This window comes from Rhodococcus sp. 4CII (assembly GCF_014256275.1).
Classification (GTDB): domain Bacteria; phylum Actinomycetota; class Actinomycetes; order Mycobacteriales; family Mycobacteriaceae; genus Rhodococcus_F; species Rhodococcus_F wratislaviensis_A.
Genome location: NZ_JACCFE010000002.1, coordinates 7,418,467 through 7,437,390 on the forward strand (window position 1 = coordinate 7,418,467; position 18,924 = coordinate 7,437,390).

Genomic DNA, 18,924 nt, shown 5'->3' on the forward strand with positions numbered 1-18,924 from the left:
TCAAGTTCGTGCTGGTCGGCCATGGTTGACGGCGACGATCGGCAACGGGGTGGCGGTCAGTTGGCGTGGTGTTGTTCCGGCCGGGGTCGGAACGTCGGCGAGGCGTTGCAGTAGCTGGTCGAGGGCGGCTTGGCCGTCTTCGACGGCTGCTTGTTCATCGTCGGTGAGTGGGATGCTGACGAGCATGCGCTGAAGGTTCGATTTCGCCTGCAAGAGTTCACTTTTGCTGGACTCTTTGGGTATGTAGAAGTCACAGCGGGCGCAGGCCATGCGGTGCGGGCATTGCTCGAAGAAGGTGTAGCTGCAGAATCCGTGGCCGAGGTCGTAGTGCTGCCAAGGCTCACCAACGGCGGCAGCGCCGGAAGTCGCAGCGTCGCGGTCAACGAGGACTTCGATGGTGCGGACGTTGCGCGCGAAGTAACCGGCGTCGTTGTATGCCTTGGCCAGGGTATTCGGGGTAATTCTGGCGTAGTGCTGGGTCGATTCCGGGCTGCGGTGCCCGAGCCAAGCCTGCAGCTCGAACAGCGTCATCGGTTCCTTGGCGTTGTAGAGCTGTGTCGCGATGGTGGAGCGAGCGCGGTGGCTGGTGATCGGCCCGCGAACGTCGGCGGCAGGAATGTCGGCCTTGCGGCAGAGCGCGGGGATGATCGTGTCGTTGATGTAGTTCTTGCTGATCCGCCCGGCCCGGACTGCGAACAGGAAGTGCACCTTCTCACCGGTTTTCCGGTCCAGCATCGGTGGTTGCGCGGGGCGCAGGGCCTGCCATGCTTCGATCGCCCGGCCCAACAACGGGTCGACGGGCTTGGTGAACGCGGTGCCAGTCTTGTGGGTAGGGATATCGAGCAGACAGACCGATGAGTCGGTCTGCTGTCGGTCATCGACGACGGCGGGCTGATCGTGTTGCCAGCGGATGCAGCCGACCCGAAGCCGGGCGATTTCGTCGCTGCGCTGGCCGGCGAACAGCCAGGTCAGCGTGACGGCGCGGACCATGTCGACCGGGTGGGCCCCGGGTCCTGCGGGCAGGTCGCCGGGATCGAGGTTGAGGCCGGCCCAGAGAAGTTTGGCCCAGAGGTCATCGGCGATCACTCGCGGGTCGGGTCCTTGCAGTGCCCGGATGCTGCGCGGGGTTTCCAATGCTCGCGCGGGGTCGAATCGACGCGGGATCCAGTCCCAGTCCTGGATATCGCGGAAGAAAGTGCGGACGATCCGGATGTAGGTGCGTTTCGTTTTCGCCGACAATGGTTTTCCGAGCTGTTCGATGCGGCTCTCACGCCAGCTCTCCGATTGGATGTGGTCGCCGACATGCATGCGGTCGACGGCGGCGATCCAGGCCGAGCAGGTCTGCCGTGTCCAGTCAGCGGGCCCGGTGATATCGGGATGGTCGGCGGCGAGCCAACGGCCGATCTTGGCCAGCACGACGCGATGGGTGTCGCGGGTACTCGGTTGGACCGTCGCGGTGGCGTGCCAGCGTTCGACCGCCTGCGCCCAGCCCGGGGCGGTGCCGGTGATGGGGACGGGCCCGTCCCCGTATCGCGGTGCCGGTGGAGGGCCGGTGTGGCCGAGCGTGGCCAGAGCCCGGTGAACGCCGTGCAGGTGGCGGCCGTGGAAGTGCCGTTCGATCGCCGCGTCCGCCCGCAGCCGGTCCAGCGCCGATGAGGTGAGCTCGTTCAGCATCGGGCTGCGGTTGAGCAGCAACAAGGTGCAGATCATCGACTCCAGATTCGCGGCACGATATCCCCATCCGTTCAGCACCGCGCGAACCGGCTCGACCGCCTGATCGACGCTGACGGAACCGAATATCCGCTGCGCCAACGTCTGCCGCGCGAACGGGCCGACCAGATCGAATGCGGTGAACCCGGTGAGCAAATAGGCATGAACGAGCAGATAGGGACGTGCCTGCATGCCGACCTGCCCCCGGAAACGCTCCCGCAGCTGCTGTGGGCGCAGCAGCTCGGCCCACTCCTGCGTCGACCAGGACCAGAAGTCGCGGCCCAGCTCACCGCAGCGATGCAGGACGATCGCGGTGGCGTAGCGGGCGAACCGTCGCTGGAACACGGTGTCGGGATGCCAGTGCAGAGCCGCGATCGCCTCGTCCAGTGGTGCGGTCAACCGCGCAATCGCCTGCCACTGCGGGTGTTCGCGCTCCCGGTCGAGCCGTAGCAGGTCGAAACCGAGGGTCTGCAGCGCATCGGACTCGTTCTTCGAGAGCCGCCCGTGGCGACGGAAACGATCCAGCCGTAGCGGCCACTCCCAAACGGATGGTGCTGTCTGCGAATTCATCATCATTGTCATCGGCGACTGGTCTCCTGCTCGTCGAGGCGAGCCAGCATCTCCACCCGCCATGAGTGGATGTGGTTCATGCCGAGAGCGAGCTTGTCGGCCAGCTCCCGCCCGGACAGGTGGATATAGGTGAGTGTGGTTTCGGTGCTGCGATGTCCGGCGAAGGTGGCGATCGCGTGTAGTTCCCAACCCGTCCGTGCCAGGTCCGTCAAGCACAGATGCCGGGTCGTGTGGGTGGAGAACTGCGGCACTCCCGCATCGACTGCGATGCGTCGCACCACTTTCGACCATGTCCACAAACTCAACGGATCGGCATGGTTGCGGCGTGACTCGGACAGAAACAGCGGTCCTCGGGCCTGGCTTATGGTCGCTCGATGCGTCAAATACTTTTGCAGCAACACCCCGGTTGGCGCCGAATACGGCACTATTCGCTCGAGCCGGTTCTTCGTCGTCTCCGCCCGCACTCGTAACATCCGACGAGCTGGATCCAGGTCGTCGGTGCGCAGGGAGCACAACTCCTCGCGGCGCAGCGCGGCGTCGTAGGCCAGTGCGAGCATCAGCCGGTTACGCGGCGGCTCGGCCGCGGCGACGGCGAGGATGTCGAGCCACTGCTGCTCGGTTGGAATCCACGGAAGTTTCACGAGCCGTGGCACCAGGCCACGCTGCTGTCCACCCCACTTCCGCCCTGGCGTATACCTGCCTCGACCAACAGGATTAGATTCCCGAACACCTTCCTCCACCAAAAAGTCGAAAAATAACCGCACCGGCACCAGCCGCTGCTGGATCGTGGCATTTGCCAATCCACACCCGGAATCGATCGACACCACGTTCCTGCCGCGACGGCTGGCCCGCCCGGTCAGCTCGCGAACGAACACCGCGACATCCGCCCGGTTCGCGGCGACCGGGTCGATGCCATGGTCCTCACAGACCTGCAGGAACTCCGCCAGCCCGCGCGCATACGCGTCGATCGTCCGCGGTGCTCGACCCAGATCGACCCACACTCGCAACCAGCCTGCCGCGCGTTCGTGTCTGCCGAGCACCGGCCACTTCTCCTCCAGCACCACCGTTCCCAAGCCTGCCTCCCAGTTCCGTGGTTTCCTTGGCCGAGATCGTTCCAGCCTCGTTCTGATTCCACGTAACTAATAGGAAGTGGCCCCTTGCCCGCACCGCCCGTCGGTAGCGGGCACCCCGAGACTCGATCGAATTCGTCGAGCAGATGACCCGGCGGATCTCGGCGTCGTAGTCGAGGAAGGGCACGAACTCGCTCCACGCGTTCTCCCATTGCCGGACGATCGCCGGATACCGCGGTCCCCACTTGCTGGCGAACTCCGCGAACTGTTCCTTCGCCGCTGGTTCATTGATGGCGGTGTAGATCGGCCGCAGGTCCCGTGACATCTCGTCCCAGTACTGACGGGACGCATACCGGAAGGTGTTGCGCAGCAGATGAATCAGACACGTTTGCACGACGGTGAGTGGCCACACGGTCGTGATCGCCTCGGGTAGTCCCTTGAGCCCGTCACAGACGGCGATGCACACGTCTGCGACACCCCGGTTGTGGATTTCCGTCAGGACGGCGAGCCAGAACTTGGCACCCTCGCCGCCGTCACCGACCCACAGTCCGAGGATCTCGCGTTCCCCGGCGGTGTGACACCGATGGCGACGTAGATGGGGCCGGTTGCGACCTGACCGTCGCGGATCTTGACGTGGATGGCATCGATGAATCACCGGATACACCGGGTCGAGGGGTACGGAACGGACCGAGGGACCTGGGGACGGACAGGGACGATCTCGGAGAGGGGGAGCGAGCGCGGGGGAGGGAGAGGAAGGGAGGGGATCTCGCGTTCCCCGGCGGTGGTGACACCGATGGCGACGTAGATGGGCCGGTTGGCGACCTGACCGTCGCGGATCTTGACGTGGATGGCATCGATGAACATCACCGGATACACCGGGTCGAGGGGTCGGACGGACCATTCGGTCATTTCCGTGAGGACCTTGTCGGTGATCTTGCTGATCGTCTCTTTCGAGACCGATGCGCCTGGGGGTACCTCCCGCTTGCGGGGGAAGACGTCGTCGAAGTGTGCAGCGATTTCGCCTGTGGTCAGGCCCTTCGCCGACAGGGACAAGATTATTTCGTCGACCCCGGTCAGGCGTCGCTGGCGTTTCTTGACGATCTGCGGGTCGAACGAGGCGTCGGTGTCGCGTGGCACCTGGATCTGTACCGGTCCGATTTCCGTGAGAACGGTCTTTGTCCGCCGCCCGTTGCGGGAGTTACCTCCGTTTCGCCCCTCGACCTGGTGTTTCTCGTAGCCGAGGTGCTCGTCCATCTCGGCATCGAGTGCGGTTTCGAGGACGTTCGCGGTGAGCTGGTTGAGCAGTCCGTTCGGGCCCACCAGTTCCACGCCCTCGGCTTTTGCCTGCGCGAGCAGTTGCTGAGCCAACTGCTGATGGTCAATCTTCGGCTGATCCATGGGATCGAGTGTTTCGGTCATTGTCTTGCCTTCTCGCCAAGCTACCTCGGCGTGTCGGCCAGATTCAGTTCAACCGTTATCCCGACAGTTCCCCCCCGCGCCGCAGTATCTACGACGAACTCCTAGGTCCGACGGGGGGCGTTTGCAGGTTGCGGGTCGTTTTGCAGGTTTGCAGGGTGCCTGCAAGGGCGGGTGTGGAGGTGGTGGGCGTCCCGTCGGCTGGGTGCGTCTGGACCGTGCCGGGTCCGGGGGTGCTGCAAATACGTCTTTTCATTTGCGACCCCGGGGTCGGGGCGGTAGCTCCCTGCGGTTGTCGACCGGGACGGGTGCCGCCGGGTCGGTCTTCCCTATCGGGGTGGTCGTTGCGCCGGTTGTGGTAGATCCTGGAGGCTGCCTGGGGTGTGTGGGAGAGCGAAACAAATTGGGGGAGGCTATGCGGCGACCGGTACGTGCGGCGGTCCGCCCGGTGTGGCGGGTTGGTGTGCACCCCAACACCACGCCGAACCCGCCAGAGAACTGCGTCAGAAAAGAGTCTGATCGCGTATTGATTGACACCTGTTAGTCAGGGTCAAACCTGACATGTTCGTCCGTCCGAAGGAGTCGGTGATGCGCGTCGGGTACATCCGGGTCAGCGCTGTCGACCAACACACCGACCGCCAGCTCAATGGCATCCAGGTCGATCGCGAGTTCACCGACCAAGCCTCGGGCAAGGACGTCGCCCGCCCCCAGCTCGACGAACTGCTCCGATTCGTCCGCGCCGGCGACACCGTACTCGTGCATTCGATGGACCGACTCGCCCGCAACCTCGACGACCTGCGGCGAATCCTGCGCAGCCTGACCGACAAGGGCGTACGGGTCGAGTTCATCACCGAGCAGCTCACGTTCACCGGCGACGATTCACCGATGGCGAACCTGCTGCTGTCGGTGATGGGCGCGTTCGCCGAATTCGAGCGCGCGCTGATCCGGGAACGCCAGGCCGAAGGCATTGCCAAGGCGAAGGATCGCGGGGTGTACAAGGGCCGCAAGAAGTCCCTCAACCCCGACCAGGTGCTCGCCCTGGTCGACCGCGCCGCCAGCGGGGAAGCAAAGACCGTGCTAGCCAAGGAATTCGGGATCAGCCGCGAAACCGTCTACGCCTACCTGCGGGCCGCGCCCACGTAGTCCCTCATCCCGCCTGACCAGCACCTACACCCGGCCGCGGCCCCTTTCCGGCGTATTCGGTTCCTACCCCTACATCGCCGGTGCACCCTTCTCGACCAGACTCAAGGTGATGCGACGCCAGAGAACGCCCGTGACTGAACCAGTCAGGTGATATCGGTGGAACCTCGGACCCTTCCGGCCTGCTCTGTGTGTGCGCCGCCGCAGGATCGAGTCGAGAGCATCGTCGAGAGTGATGTCCTGTTGTAGGAGATGGAATTGGTGAACGTTATGCCGTTCCTCGCAGCGGCCTGATTTCGAACAGTGCTTCGACGAGCGCGGCGGCCGATGCGGTCTTCGCCGAGGTTTTCGTGGTCGCGTCGGCCGTGGCACGGTGGCCGGCGAGGTGCACGGTTGCGGTGAAGCGGGGTGCGTGTGCCGGCCCGTCGATATGGAACTCCCACTCGGGTGGTGGCTGATTGTTGTTCTGGGCGAGGCTCATCAGCCAGGCGGTGGGGTTGGACAGGGCCTTGGACTTCTTCGCCCCCTCCAGGTTCAGTGCGGCCGGCGCGCTCTTACGGTGCGGTTCCGGGGAGACCGGGGAACCTACATCATTCGGCGCCGGTGGGGGAGTCGCCGGCCGCGGAGTGGGCGCCGTGGTGTGCCAGTCCGGCTCCGCGTCGGCGGGTTCGGTGCCGATCAGCTGCGCGCGCACCGCCGCCCACAGGGCGGCCTGTTCGGTCGGTTTCTTCGCGGACCCGATGGTCCACGGTCCGCGGATACCCAGGTGGGTGGCGCGGGCCGCGAACAGCGGGTGGTGGTCGACGCCGCTGCGCCGGACCTCGAGATCGGTGGGAGGGTGATCGGGGTGAGTTTGCCGCCACACCGACACCACGCTGGGCCCCATCTCCGGATGGGTGGCGGCGAGGGTGTCCAGGACGCGGAGTTGCATCGGAAGCCAGGTGGGGTCGGCGGCGTCGATCAGGACCGCGACGTCCGGGGCGGTCAGCAGGTCGGCGTCGACACGGCGGGCGAGTTCCGATGCCAGCTCGGTCCGAAGTGGCCTTGCGGCTGCGCATTTGAGCACCTTGTGGAAGGTGCGGGAGTCGAGGGCTGTGAGATCGCGTGCCGCCTCCTGGGCTACGAGACGTTGGTCGGCGTGCTTGAACCGGTTCTTCTTCGCCTCCCGGGCGGCGCGGGTGCGCCGGTTCAGGTCCGCGCCGAGGGCGGCGAGCTGTTCGCCGGTGTAAGGGCCGGGGGAGGAGTCGAGGTCGGCGAAGATGATCCGCTGATTGATCAGGTCCGCCACCCGCCGCAGCGGTGAGGTGACATGGGTGTAGGCGCTCAGGCGGAGCCCGTAGTGCCCGTGCACGGTCGGATCGTAGGTCGCGGCCCGCAGCGTGGACAGCAGTCGTCCCCGCAGTTTCGCGAACAGGTCCGGATCCCCGGCCGCGGCGGCGATCTCGGTCATCAGCTCGTCGGTGCTGCCGGCCACCGGGTTGGCGCGGTGGTTGCGGAACAGGATCGGCAGACCCCGTTCCACGCACCACAACGCCACCGCCTCGTTGGTGGCGATCATCAACTCCTGCACGATGACGTAGGCGACGGTCCGCAGCGCATCCGGGATCGCCACGATGGCGCCGTCCTCGCTGGCGGCCCAGCCTCGGGTGAGGTCGTAGAACGCGAGGGCGCCGCCGTCACGCCGGGCGGTCAGCAGCACCTGCGCGGCGGCATCGGCCGCGGCCAGCGGGGGGTGCAGCGGATGCTGCGGGTCGGTCAGGATGGCGGACGCTTCGGCGTGATCGACCGCCACGCACCGCCCCGAGGCGATGTCCCCGCGGCGGACGGTGACGTCGACCAGCTGACCGCCGGTAGTGAGGGTTCCGGTGACCCGCAGGCTGGTGCGTCGTGCATCAGCGGTGAGGGTGGCGGCCTGTTCGGCCGTGTCGCCGAGCATCGCAATGGTGCGGCCCGGCAGGTACCGGGTCTCCGCCCGCAGGAACGCCTGCTCGTCGGCGACCGACCCGAGCTCGACGACGTCGGCGACACCGGCGATGTGAACCTCGACCGTCCACCCACGGCCGTCGGCGCGGGGGACGACGGAGAAGGCATCGTCCCGGTCCCGCGCGTACTGCGAGTCGATCATCAGCAGCGTCGACATATCGGTCGCTGTCGAAGACGTCATGGTCGCCGCACCCCCTTTGGTTCTCCAGCACTTCGACGATAACCAAACCCCACCAGGCGCGTCGGCGACGCACCCGTAGGCGCACCACCTGCACATCCCTAAAACCGGCTACAGGTACGGTTTGTTTACCGCGGTAAACAACGGAGAAAACGGACATTGCAGGCCTGGTTTCGAAGCTCGAGCCGGGTCGAGGGTCACGCTAGCAGTGCGGGCATCCGAGTCCATTAGCGTCGAGGAATGCCCTCCATCGTCCCCGCCGACTACGCAGCCACGTTCGAGAGCATCAAACGGCTCGTACATGAGGCGCGCTACACCGCCCAGCGCCGAGTGAACACCGAACTGCTCAGGCTCTACTGGCAGATCGGAGCGACGATCATCGAGCGGCAGAAAACGGCCCCATGGGGCAGCAAGGTCCTCTCCCGGCTCTCCGCGGACTTGCGCGCAGAGTTCCCCACCGCAAAAGGATTCTCGTTGGCCAACCTCAAGTACATGAGGAGGTTCGCCGAGGCGTGGCCCGACCCCGAGGCAATTGGTCAACGACCCGTTGGCCAATTGCCGTGGGGGCATGTCATCGAGCTGATCGAGAAGCTCGATGACGCCGAGTTACGCGACTGGTACAGCGCCAAGGATGTCGCACATGGTTGGAGTCGTCCCGTGCTGGCGCACCAGATCAAGACTCAACTGCACCTCCGCGAGGGTGCGGCCCCGTCCAACTTCCCGCACGCTCTCGAGCGCACGGACTCCGAGCTCGCTCAGCAGATCACCAAGGATCCGTTCACACTCGAGTTCCTCGCCATCGACGGGGACGCCGCCGAGCGACAGTTGGAGGATCGGCTCGTCGAGCGCATCATCGACACCCTTCGCGAGCTCGGTCCCGGGTTCGCGTTCGTCGGCCGCCCGGTCCATTTCGATGTCGAGGGTGATGCGTACTTCGTCGATTATTCCGATTCCGGGGTTATCCCGATCTGTGCGTAGGTCCTGCCCCGACGAGGTGTTTTCGGATCCGTTGTCGGAATAGTTCCTTCAAGTCCGCCGACCATCTCTGGACGATAGCGCGCTGCCGGGTCATGCCGTTGTGTTGATTACGGACGTTCCGATGGTGCGTCCGTGACCGTCACGATGGAAGGACAAGAACATGGAACCAACCATGTCTGTATTGGTAGACGGAGTATTGACCGCAGCCCGGGGCGCCGGACTGACCGAGGCATCGCTCAAGTACCAGAGGAGTTGTTGCGCGACCGTGGCACGGTACTGCACCGACCACGCGATCGACGAGTACAACGAGCAGGTCCGCGACAGGTTCCTGGCTGAGCAGGACACCCGTCTGCAGCGCAGAAATATCGGCCCGGTGTTCCGGTCGTCGCTGGAGAAGACAGCAAACATGCTGCTCGAGTTCAAGATGGAAGGGAAAGTGGTATGGCGCAGGCGGCGTCCGATGCCGACGCAGCTGCCACCCCGTTTCGAGACGGCCCTGCGCTTGTTCGACGAGTCGCTCTCGGGAACCCTGGCCGTCGGATCGGTCGAGTTAGCTTTGGGCGAGATTAGACAGCTGCTTACTCATCTCCACGACCGTGGACATGACAGCTTCCACGGTGTCGGGCTCGGCGACGTGCGGGAATTCCTGATGGCCATAGCCCCGAATCACCAGTCGGGCATGGGAAACACCGTGTGGGCAGTCAAGCGATTCTTTAGCTTCCTCAACGACTTCGAACTGTCCGACCTGCCAGTGCACGCAATGTTGTCACAGGTCTCACCGAGACGGATTCGGATCCTGCCGCGCTTCACCCAGGACGAGGTCACCCGGCTGCTCGCAGTGATCGACACCGCGACGGCCGTTGGCAACAGGGATTACGCGATGGTGCGACTGGCCGTGTCGACAGGGCTGCGCTGCGGCGACATCACCGATCTGCGGCTGGAGAGCATCGACTGGCGGCGAGATGAGATCAGAATCGTGCAGCGAAAGACCGCGGCCACACTGGCGCTGCCGCTCACGGTCGAGGCGGGCAACGCAGTCGCCGACTACATCTTGAACGCCAGGCCTGCCTCCGACTCACCCGAGGTATTCCTGCGCGCCCATGCGCCGCACGTCAAACTGACGGGACCGACGGGCGCGTTGATCATGAAACGCCATCTGGCCGCGGCAGGCATCCCACACAAGGCCGGCGACGGAAAGACGTTCCACGCGTTACGTCGCACCCTGGGCACCAGGCTGATCGAAACCGGAGCGGAACTTCCGATGGCCGCCCAAATCCTCGGACATGCCCGAATCGACTCGTCGAAGCGCTACATCGCCTTGGACACGGACTCGCTTCGCGAATGCTGCCTGCCCCTGACCGGTTTTGAATGCCGTGCGGAGGCGCTGCAATGACCAACTACAACAGCGCGTTCGCCTCCCACATCACCGCAATGCTGGAGCTGAGGGACTCGCTGGGCCACTACACGGGCAACCTGGCGTTCGTGATGCAGAACTTCGACCGGTTCTGCCTAGCAAAGCATCCCGACGCCACCGCCCTGACCCGGGAACTGGCCACCCAGTGGTGCGACGAGGGCAAGTCGGCGGGCAGGTCCGGCTACAAGATGCACGCCATCCGGAACTTCGGCAAGTACCTTCAATCCGTCGGTGCCGATGCGTTCGTGTTGCCGGCCGCCTGGATCGGCAAACCCGCCAGGCGATTACCGCACATGTTCACCGACGACGAGCTGGAACGGTTCTTCAACGCATGTGACCGGATCGGACCATCGACGCTGAGTCCGAACCGCGAGCACATCATCCCGGTCGTGTTCCGCCTCATGCTCTCCTGCGGGCTTCGACCGCAGGAGGCCCGGCGGCTACGCCGCGCCGACGTCGACCTCGACACCATGGTGCTGACCGTCGTCCACGCCAAGCGTCGCAAAGACCGCCTCGTCCCAGTCGGCGACGACATGACCGAGCTGCTGGCGAGGTTCGACCGGCTCGCCGACCTGCGCCAACCCGACCGCGAGTGGTTCTTCGAACGAGCCCCCGGCCAGCCCTACCCGCACAACTGGCTGTCCGCGCAGTACCGCCGCGTTCGGGCACTAGCCGACGGGGTCGCCCCCGGCTCGACGCCCTACACACTGCGCCACAACTACGCCACCAGGACACTCGCGCGCTGGGTCGACGAAGGCCGCGTCCTCGGCGTCTGGTTGCCCTACCTGTCCGCCTACATGGGCCACGCCACCTACACCGCCACCGCCTACTACGTCCACCTGCTGCCCCAGCGGATCGCCGCGACGGGCCTGACCAGCGCGGACGGGATCATCCCGGAGCCGCCGTTATGAGAAAACCGGCCGACACCTTCCTCAAACACCTGCGTGACTGGTTCACCGTGTTCCTACCCAGGCAACGCGCCGCCAGCCCCCACACCATCGAATCTGCCCGCCGCGCCTGGAACATGCTCCTGCGTCACGTCTGCGACACCGGTGGCATCCCCGTCGACAAGGTCACCTTCCCGATGTTGGACCGCGCCTGCATCACAGGGTTCCTCGAACAGACACGTGCCGAACGCAACTGGACGGCGGCAACCTACAACCAGCGCCTCGCCTGCATCCGGTCGTTCTTCAAGTACGCCGCCACCGCCGAGCCGTCACTGGCCATCCACCTTGCCGATCTCGCAGGCATCCCGCTGATGAAAGCGCCCGCCACCAAACCCGTCTCCCACATGAGCCAGCAAGCCATCAAAGCGCTCCTCGCCCAACCCGATCCGACCAACCGGACCGGACTACGAGACCAGTTCTTCATGATCCTGATGTATGACACCGCCGCCCGCGACGCGGAGATGCTCTCTGCCACCATCGGAGACCTCGACGCGAAACGTCTCACCATCGACCTCCTCGGCAAGGGATCCAAACCCCGCCGCATCCCCATCACGAAGGAGACCGCCGCCCACTACCGGCACTACACCGCCGCGTTCCACCCCGACCCCCAGCGTGGCGAGCCGCTGTTCTACACCATCCACAGCCACCACAAGACGCACATGTCCGACGATAACGCCGCCCGGATCATCCGCAAGCACTCCCAAGCCGCCCACCGAAAATGCGCCGAAGTGCCCGTCCGAGCGCACCCCCACATGCTGCGCCACTCCCGAGCCATGCACCTCTACCAGGCAGGCATGCCGCTCGCACTACTCACCGAGTGGCTCGGGCACGCCGACCCCGAGACCACACTCATCTACGCCCACGCCGACACCGAAATGAAACGCCGAGCCATCCAGAAAGCCACCGCGAACGGCGCCCCGACTCCCCAGCCATCCCAGGCGGTCTGGCACGACAACGACGACATCCTCAACCGGCTCCTCGGACTCAGATGACCGCAATATCCCGACACCCAGCCAACCGAAACCAACATCACCCCAGGCGCAAGCACAAAGCAGCCCCTCGGCGACCAGGCCTCGGGATAACCCGGGAATCGGAATAATCGATATAGAAATCGTCGCCGTCGACGTCGAAGTGGTATTGCCGGCCGACGAACGCGAAGCCGTGCCCGAGCTCGAGCAGAAACCGCTCCAACCGCGCCATCAACGCCGCCTCGAGCTCGCGTTCGGCGACCCGATCGGTCAGATCCAGGAAGTCGAAGACGTACGGGTCGCGGACCAGCTGCTGCGCAAGGTCCGAATCCCCGGTGGGGAGGTGCTCGGTGAAGTTCGAGGGCGCCGCCCCGATCCGCTGGTCGAGCCGGTTCCGGATCTGATGGGACAGGACGTTGCGCGACCAGCCCCGATCGAATGCCGCGGCCGCGTACCAGTCGCGTAATGCCTGGTCGTCGAGACGGTCGACCAGCACCGTCACGTGTCCCCACGGAATTTGTCCAACAGCTTGTTGCACGAATGCGCTCCGCGGCCATGCCGTGGCGATTTTGCGCATGTAGTGCAGATTGCTCCGCGAGAACCCGCGCATCTCGGGGAACTCCGCCCGCAGGTCGACCGCGAGTCGGTCGATGACCTTGCTTCCCCACCCCTCGGCCTCCTGGCGGTCCAGGATCGCGCGGCCGAGGTCCCAGTACAGCAGCAGCAACTCGGTGTTGACCACCCGGGTCGCGCGGACCCGCGCCTGTCGGACCTGCATCTTGAGGTGCTCGAGGAAGTCGCGGTAGTCGTCGGGCAGCAGTCCGGAATCGCTCACCCGCCCATCTTCCCGTACCACCGACGATGAAGACGCAGGACCGTCGACACGCCCCCTACACCACGGGCTGCCCCCGAGCGGATGAGGTGGGAAAAATGAAGGTATTCAACATCATCCACGGAGTCTGCTTCGAGGGCTCAGAGCGGACGGAGCTGCACCCGTCGTGGTCGACCTGTGGATCGGCCGCGGCGGCGAGCACCGCCCGGCCACGGCGGTCACCGGCAGCGGCACCGTCACCGCGACCGCCGATGTGGCCGCGGCCGCCTCTCGCACAGGGGATCATCGCCCGGTCAGCTCGGGGGTGGGGCTCCTTCCAGGTTCCGTAGGCGACGGTGAGTCGTCACTCGCCGGCGTGGCCGCGAATGCGGACGCCCCCGTCACCGTAGGTGTGGTGACGCGGGCGCAGCCTGCCTCTCCGAAGCGTTGCGGTGGGATCAGTTCAGCAGGCCGGCACGGGAGGCTTACCGGACCGACGAACCCCTCCAGCGCTGGCCCCACCCTCGACGGGGTAAACGCACTACCGGGCCGCCTCGGCGGACGATGCGACCACGGTGCTCGACGCCTTCGTCGACGACCTGACCGCGCCCGGCGGCGCCGCCGCACCGGTGCCCGCGGGACTGCCGGGCGCCAAGTGCCTGGCCAAGGACACCACCTCGGGGGAGGAGAACTACTGCTACGTGGTCAACGGCCGATACATGGGCGAAGCGGGTGGACTCGACAAGAAGGACGTCGACCAGCAGATCTCCGCGCAGTACCTGATCCTCGAGCACGCCGACCAGAACGCCGAATCACCCCCACTGGCATCCCGCAGACGACGGGGGTTTGGGGAGTGTCAACCGGCGCGTCACAAGCTCCCCCGTCGCCCACGGGGGTGATCCGCTCGACTGCGGTGGTCTCCAACCAGGACCACCAGTACTCTCACCTGACCCGCACCGGCGTCTCGAGGAGGAAACTGTGGCACGCAAGGTCGTGGTGGAACTGGCCGATGACATCGACGGCACCGTCTTCATCGAGGACGGCGAGAGCATCAGCTACGCCCTCGACGGCGTCGAATACATGATCGACCTCAAGGATGAGCACGCGCGCGAATTCCGCGAGACCCTCGAGTGCTACATCGCCCACTCCACCCGCGTCGGCGGCCGCAAACACCGCGCAGACCGACTTCCTGCCCCCACGGCGGCGAAGCGGCGGCGGGGAGAAGCCAAGGAGATCCGGGACTGGGCGCTCGCGCAGGGCTACCAGCTGTCCTCCCGCGGCCGCATCCCCACCGAGATCGAGCAGGCCTTCCGCGACGCCCGCTGACAACACCCCCGGCACGTCGGTGGGCCGTGGCACGCTGTGGGGTATGTGCGGTCGCTACGCGTCGACGACGAGCCGGAGCACGCTGCTCGACACCTTCGAGATCGACCCGGACCGGGCCGACCCCGAACTCGCCCCGGACTACAACGTCGCTCCCACCAAAACCTCCCCGGTCGTGATCGCCCGCGCACCGAAAGACACCGAAGACGCCCAGCCCCCGCCCGAGCGACAGCTGCGCAACCTCAAGTGGGGTCTGACACCGTTTTGGGCGAAGGACCCGAAGATCGGCTCCCGGATGATCAATGCCCGCGCCGAGACCGTTCACGAAAAGCCCGCGTATCGACAGTGTTTCAAATCGCGGCGGGCGATCATCCCGGTCTCCGGGTTCTACGAATGGTTCCCGACCAATCAGGTCGGCAAGTCCGGAAAACCGCTCAAGCAGCCGTACTACATCCACCCCGCGCTGGACGCCATTCTTCCATTGGCCGGCATCTTCGACTTCTGGCGCAATCCCGAGGCCCCCGACGACGACCCGGACGCCTGGCTGGTCACCTTCTCCGTCATCACCACCAACGCCACCGACGATGTCGGGCACATCCACGACCGGATGCCGATGAGCGTGGCCCCGGAGAATTGGGTGGACTGGCTCGACCCGACCAACACCGACGTCGACTACGCCCGAACCCTGATGGCGCCCCCGGAACCGGGCAGCCTGGACACCTACCCGGTGTCCAAGGCGGTGAACAACGTCCGCAACAACAGCGAAGACCTCCTGACGCCGATCGCCGCCGAGAACACGAACTGAGGTAGACCCATCTCTCGGCGGACTTACCCGCCCGGGTTGGAATACCACCGGACAATCGGCCGTTGAACCCCCTGACGGTGGCGCGCATACCCCGGGTACCACACCAGAACAGTCGCCGCGAGCGACCACTTGCCGAGAGGCGATATGGTGTCACCGTCCACTGACCGGGCAAGACCTACAGTGCGTAGCGTTCCCGGAAGGGATGCGAAGCCGCTGACACCGGGGAAGGTGCCGGCGGCTTCCCTTTGACATACCCCCGGGCGCTTTCCCCTCACCGGGGCCGACCTCGGATCGGCGACCCCCTTCACGCGGGGCCGGTAGGCCAGGCTGGGGCCGTGCTGCCACTCTCCACCCCGAAATCCGTGCCGCGGGATCGACCCGAAGGCCGAGCGCCCGGAATACGCTCTGCCCGGACATCCACCACGCTTTGCTACCGTCCGACCATGCCCACACTGCTCGACCGCCGCGGCCGGGTGTACTGGAACCGGATCCAGCGTGTAGCCAGCGACCGATGGCTCACCAAGGGCAGCCGCGGACTGCGAGGAATGACACGCACACCACCACCGCTCACCGATCACGAGTGCGCAACCCTCATCGCGGCGCTGGTCGAAACAACCGGCGGCCGGTGGCCGACCACCCCCGCAGGGATCGCCCGTCTCCTGACCCGACTCGACATCGACGGCAACGCCACCTACATGGCGGAGACGATCCACTCACTGATCGCCGACCCCCACTGGCCCACCCACGCCCGCGAAATCGAGGCCAGCGCCGCCGAGTGGTGGTGTCAGACATCCACAGGCCACGCAGCAACCCCGCCGCCGGGATGATCCCGACACGGACGGTCGCTCGCTCGGGAACCCGAGGCTGAGATCGGACCTCCTCTGCTGCGCGTAGGTGCGCGCCAAGTCCTCACCAAGGAAATCCCATTCGAGCGCCTTGTTCGCAACGGCGCCATCGACGCCCGTGCAGTCCGGCTGCGACCAGCCCTGCTCCCACGTGTTCTGGCAGAAAAATAGTCGCTCGTTTCCGCCGGAATCGCATACCCCGGGACCGAACAGGAATCGAACGGCGCCGCCGAAGCCACTCCGACCCCGACACCCAGCGACACTGCGGCACCTCCCGGAACCAACGACACCGTGCTTCCGGCAGCGGTGACGAGCTGACGAACGATCTCGCTCGGGGTGATCGCCCACGACTTCGCGGCCGAGCGGATGCTGTCGACTCTGCGGGTGCCGGGCACCCATGACCTCGCGGACACCTGCGCCGATGCGGCTGCCGGGTTCGGGCTCACCCGGGAGTTGTGTTCGATGACACCGTACGACGTGCCCCGGGCGTGGGCGGCGGCGTTCGATGCCGGGTTCGACGGCATCCGGTACCAGACCCGGTTCACCACAGGTCCGGCGGCGAATGCGGCCGCCGTATTCGGTCCGGCCGGTGAGGTTTCCTGGCCCGTGGACCCTCGCCCGGAGTCGTTCGCGGCGGCGGCGAAACGTTGCGGTATTGCGGTACAGCCACTTCCACGATCGGTCCGCATCCTCCATCCTCCATCCTCGATCCGCCAATCTGACGATCGCCACCAGCGCTGGCTAGGGCGATGTGTCGTGCGTCGAAGGCTGGACACATCACCCGTTTGTGGAGGCGCCGCGTCCAGCGTGCCCGTGAGGTTAAGAGGCGGCGGTGAATCCGAGCACGGCGAGCCAGGACGGGACTGACTCTGCGGGGCAGACGGAGTCGTATGGTCACAATGAGGCCAACGCCATGCGATGACAGGTCGTTGAGCGCTTCGATGTCGAACGGTGCCTGCGGGATGTGTGCTCCAGTGGGGTACTCGTTGGGGTGTCAGCGACCAGTCCTCGGTCAGGTGGCCGAGACCGCCCCGTGGGGTACCCGCCACCGGGTCGGTGTCACCGCTGAGGTAATCCGCCTGATGGCGCTATGGGATGACGACAATACCGGCGGACCGGATGGCCGGGACGGGCTCCCCAGCGATCAGAGCGCCGTTCTGCGGTCACCAGGGTCCGTTAAAGAACGGATCCTCGCCGGTGCCCAACGCACGCGGACGCAAGTGCCGACGCAGCCCCGCCCGGCGGATGTCCTTCGATTCCCATCGCCCGTGTCCAACACAGACAGCCCTGCCGCAGGAGGTCCTGAGGCCAGGTCTAAGAAGGACAATCCGCAGAACGTTCAGACGCCCACATTCTCACGCCGAAGTTACGGCGCTTAACGTGCGCGCCAACCGTGCATTCCCGCCATCGGTGAGGCCGCCGGCCGGGCCGCCATGATGCCCACCGGCCGGCGGTTCTATACCCCACCGGGGGGCGACCCGGAAGGGGAGTCTCTGCATAACCCACCGCAAGTTATCTACCGCAGAATTTCCAACATAACCACGAAATCGTCTGTGTATTAATCTGTCCCATCCATGCCCGAGGCCTGAGATTATCGGTGCGGACGGAAGATTTGTCAGCGAATGACAAAGGGGTTAGACGCTTCTGGTCAAGTTGAACAAGGTCCCTGCCCGAGGCGGCGGAAGCCCGCCATCCGTCGGTACGGACAGCGGGTCCCAATCGACGGTCCCGAGTCGGGTCAGTCGGACCGCCGAAGCGTGGAAGACCCCGTCAGCCACTGGGGGTTTGGCTGCCGGGGTCGGTGCATAAGCCCGCGCCCACAGGCTGCGAGTAGGTGCGCGGCCAATTCTATGGCGCACGGCGCGTTGGTCCAGATATTGTGATGCAGTAAACACAAGGAATTCGCGTCGGGCTGACACATGTCGTGGCGACGGTTCGCCGTAAGGCATCCGCCCGCCCTGGCCGCTGAAGTTCGTTCACGCAAACGACAGAAGTCCAGCCCAGAATCTCTCATTCATGTGCCAATCGTCGGATCTTCTGACGTAAACGGCGACAAGGGTGCCCAGGCCGGCGATGGCGACGGGCGCGATCCAGGGCAATGCTGCGTGAGTGCGGATCATGGGTCCCCTTGGTGTTCTGCGTACGGTCCGTGGCGTCAGGTCGATCCGGAAACCCGCCAGCCCCTACTGGGACGTGAGGGCTGGCGGGCTCTGCCTCCTGGTCTCAGGAAGAATCCTCCACCCGTCATCGACGGAGATGCCCCGAGGTGAGGAGGCGCAGCAACTACATCATGTGGTACATACGTACCACAAGATGCAGGGGCAAAATTTTGGCTGCGATTGCGTCACCCTGGTCGGATCCCTGTCGGCAGATCTGCCGAAACCCTGCCCAACGTCGCGGGAAGGCGGGGGTTCCGGCGCCGGTGATCGGGGTGGGGTCCTGCCGCCGCTAGCTGATGGTAAGCGAACAAGTTACCGCACCGGCAGTTGGAGTGAGTGATGTATGTCCCTCGAATGACACGGAGTGTGAACCGCTTCCGGCCCAATCGCCCACTATGCCCGCCAAACGTCAGCAGACGGTGAACGCAGCGGGCGCTGGCAGAAAAAGACCCTGCCGACGGCACTGGAGGTGTCGGCAGGGTCGGTGCCGCCCAAGGTTGGGTGGCGAATGAACAATAGGCCGAGCGCGGTTGACGCGCTACCGATGTCAAACCGCGGGGGCCACACTGCGTCGCAGTTCATCCGTCTGAATGACATTGCACCCGCG

General features: G+C 65.4%; 12 protein-coding genes and 3 pseudogenes. 9 read left to right on the plus strand and 6 right to left on the minus strand.

What is annotated here, in order from left to right; translation table 11 throughout:
- From H0B43_RS34875 to H0B43_RS34890, 4 genes and pseudogenes are all read right to left on the minus strand, one after another.
- A complete protein-coding gene (locus H0B43_RS34875) occupies positions 1-2,292 on the minus strand; it encodes a tyrosine-type recombinase/integrase (RefSeq protein WP_185726419.1) in 2,292 nt (763 codons plus the stop codon).
- The gene (locus H0B43_RS34880) at positions 2,289-3,320 is read right to left on the minus strand and encodes a tyrosine-type recombinase/integrase (protein ID WP_397517550.1); all 1,032 of its coding nucleotides are present in this window, start codon (positions 3,318-3,320) and stop codon (positions 2,289-2,291) included. The genes H0B43_RS34875 and H0B43_RS34880 overlap by 4 nt, the downstream gene beginning before the upstream one ends.
- Positions 3,202-4,001, minus strand: a pseudogene (locus tag H0B43_RS34885) (IS256 family transposase); the annotation flags it as partial. The pseudogene H0B43_RS34885 and the gene H0B43_RS34880, both read right to left, overlap by 119 nt.
- Positions 4,002-4,113: 112 nt before the next feature.
- Positions 4,114-4,769: pseudogene (locus tag H0B43_RS34890) on the minus strand (transposase); the annotation flags it as partial.
- Between the two features lie 585 nt (positions 4,770-5,354).
- Here H0B43_RS34890 and H0B43_RS34895 point away from each other — a divergent pair.
- Positions 5,355-5,909, plus strand: coding sequence for a recombinase family protein (locus H0B43_RS34895; RefSeq protein ID WP_185723815.1), 555 nt, complete (start codon positions 5,355-5,357; stop codon positions 5,907-5,909).
- Between the two features lie 265 nt (positions 5,910-6,174).
- Here the strand turns inward: H0B43_RS34895 and H0B43_RS34900 are convergent, their stop codons facing one another.
- Positions 6,175-8,070 carry an RNB domain-containing ribonuclease gene (locus tag H0B43_RS34900; RefSeq protein WP_185723814.1) on the minus strand — a complete coding sequence of 632 codons (1,896 nt, stop codon included), beginning with the start codon at positions 8,068-8,070 and terminating at the stop codon, positions 6,175-6,177.
- A gap of 237 nt (positions 8,071-8,307) precedes the next feature.
- On the opposite strand from H0B43_RS34900, the gene H0B43_RS34905 reads away from it, so the two are divergent.
- The 4 genes from H0B43_RS34905 to H0B43_RS34920 all read left to right on the plus strand — a co-directional run bounded on the left by H0B43_RS34905 (position 8,308) and on the right by H0B43_RS34920 (position 12,398).
- Positions 8,308-9,045, plus strand: a complete 738-nt coding sequence (locus H0B43_RS34905) for a PDDEXK nuclease domain-containing protein (RefSeq protein ID WP_185723813.1) — start codon at positions 8,308-8,310, stop codon at positions 9,043-9,045.
- Between the two features lie 160 nt (positions 9,046-9,205).
- Complete coding sequence (locus H0B43_RS34910) at positions 9,206-10,438, plus strand: site-specific integrase (RefSeq protein ID WP_185723812.1); 1,233 nt, start codon at positions 9,206-9,208, stop codon at positions 10,436-10,438.
- A complete protein-coding gene (locus tag H0B43_RS34915) occupies positions 10,435-11,370 on the plus strand; it encodes a tyrosine-type recombinase/integrase (RefSeq protein ID WP_185723811.1) in 936 nt (311 codons plus the stop codon). The genes H0B43_RS34910 and H0B43_RS34915 overlap by 4 nt, the downstream gene beginning before the upstream one ends.
- Positions 11,367-12,398: a tyrosine-type recombinase/integrase gene (locus H0B43_RS34920; protein WP_185723810.1), complete on the plus strand. Its 1,032-nt coding sequence runs from the start codon at positions 11,367-11,369 to the stop codon at positions 12,396-12,398. Before H0B43_RS34915 ends, H0B43_RS34920 begins: the two co-directional genes overlap by 4 nt.
- Before the next feature lie 106 nt (positions 12,399-12,504).
- On the opposite strand, the pseudogene H0B43_RS34925 reads toward H0B43_RS34920, so the two are convergent.
- Positions 12,505-13,209: pseudogene (locus H0B43_RS34925) on the minus strand (YhcG family protein); the annotation flags it as partial.
- Positions 13,210-13,760: 551 nt separating this feature from the next.
- On the opposite strand from H0B43_RS34925, the gene H0B43_RS34930 reads away from it, so the two are divergent.
- The 4 genes from H0B43_RS34930 (at position 13,761) to H0B43_RS34945 (ending at position 16,140) form a co-directional block, all read left to right on the plus strand.
- On the plus strand, positions 13,761-14,084 hold the full coding sequence (locus H0B43_RS34930) for a hypothetical protein (RefSeq protein ID WP_185723809.1): 324 nt from the start codon (positions 13,761-13,763) through the stop codon (positions 14,082-14,084).
- A gap of 79 nt (positions 14,085-14,163) precedes the next feature.
- Positions 14,164-14,511, plus strand: coding sequence for an Lsr2 family protein (locus H0B43_RS34935; RefSeq protein ID WP_185723808.1), 348 nt, complete (start codon positions 14,164-14,166; stop codon positions 14,509-14,511).
- A 43-nt stretch (positions 14,512-14,554) separates the two neighbouring features.
- Positions 14,555-15,313, plus strand: coding sequence for an SOS response-associated peptidase (locus H0B43_RS34940; RefSeq protein WP_185723807.1), 759 nt, complete (start codon positions 14,555-14,557; stop codon positions 15,311-15,313).
- 443 nt (positions 15,314-15,756) lie between these two features.
- Positions 15,757-16,140, plus strand: a complete 384-nt coding sequence (locus H0B43_RS34945; RefSeq protein ID WP_252189644.1) for a hypothetical protein — start codon at positions 15,757-15,759, stop codon at positions 16,138-16,140.
- Positions 16,141-18,924: the final 2,784 nt, after the last annotated feature.

Excerpts from the sequence above, each read along its gene's own strand:
- H0B43_RS34875 (WP_185726419.1), bottom strand. The coding sequence starts at position 2,292 with ATGACAATGATGATGAATTCGCAGACAGCACCATCCGTTTGGGAGTGG.
- H0B43_RS34895 (WP_185723815.1), top strand. The coding sequence starts at position 5,355 with ATGCGCGTCGGGTACATCCGGGTCAGCGCTGTCGACCAACACACCGAC.
- H0B43_RS34900 (WP_185723814.1), bottom strand. The coding sequence starts at position 8,070 with ATGACGTCTTCGACAGCGACCGATATGTCGACGCTGCTGATGATCGAC.
- H0B43_RS34905 (WP_185723813.1), top strand. The coding sequence starts at position 8,308 with ATGCCCTCCATCGTCCCCGCCGACTACGCAGCCACGTTCGAGAGCATC.
- H0B43_RS34910 (WP_185723812.1), top strand. The coding sequence starts at position 9,206 with ATGGAACCAACCATGTCTGTATTGGTAGACGGAGTATTGACCGCAGCC.
- H0B43_RS34915 (WP_185723811.1), top strand. The coding sequence starts at position 10,435 with ATGACCAACTACAACAGCGCGTTCGCCTCCCACATCACCGCAATGCTG.
- H0B43_RS34920 (WP_185723810.1), top strand. The coding sequence starts at position 11,367 with ATGAGAAAACCGGCCGACACCTTCCTCAAACACCTGCGTGACTGGTTC.
- H0B43_RS34940 (WP_185723807.1), top strand. The coding sequence starts at position 14,555 with ATGTGCGGTCGCTACGCGTCGACGACGAGCCGGAGCACGCTGCTCGAC.
- H0B43_RS34945 (WP_252189644.1), top strand. The coding sequence starts at position 15,757 with ATGCCCACACTGCTCGACCGCCGCGGCCGGGTGTACTGGAACCGGATC.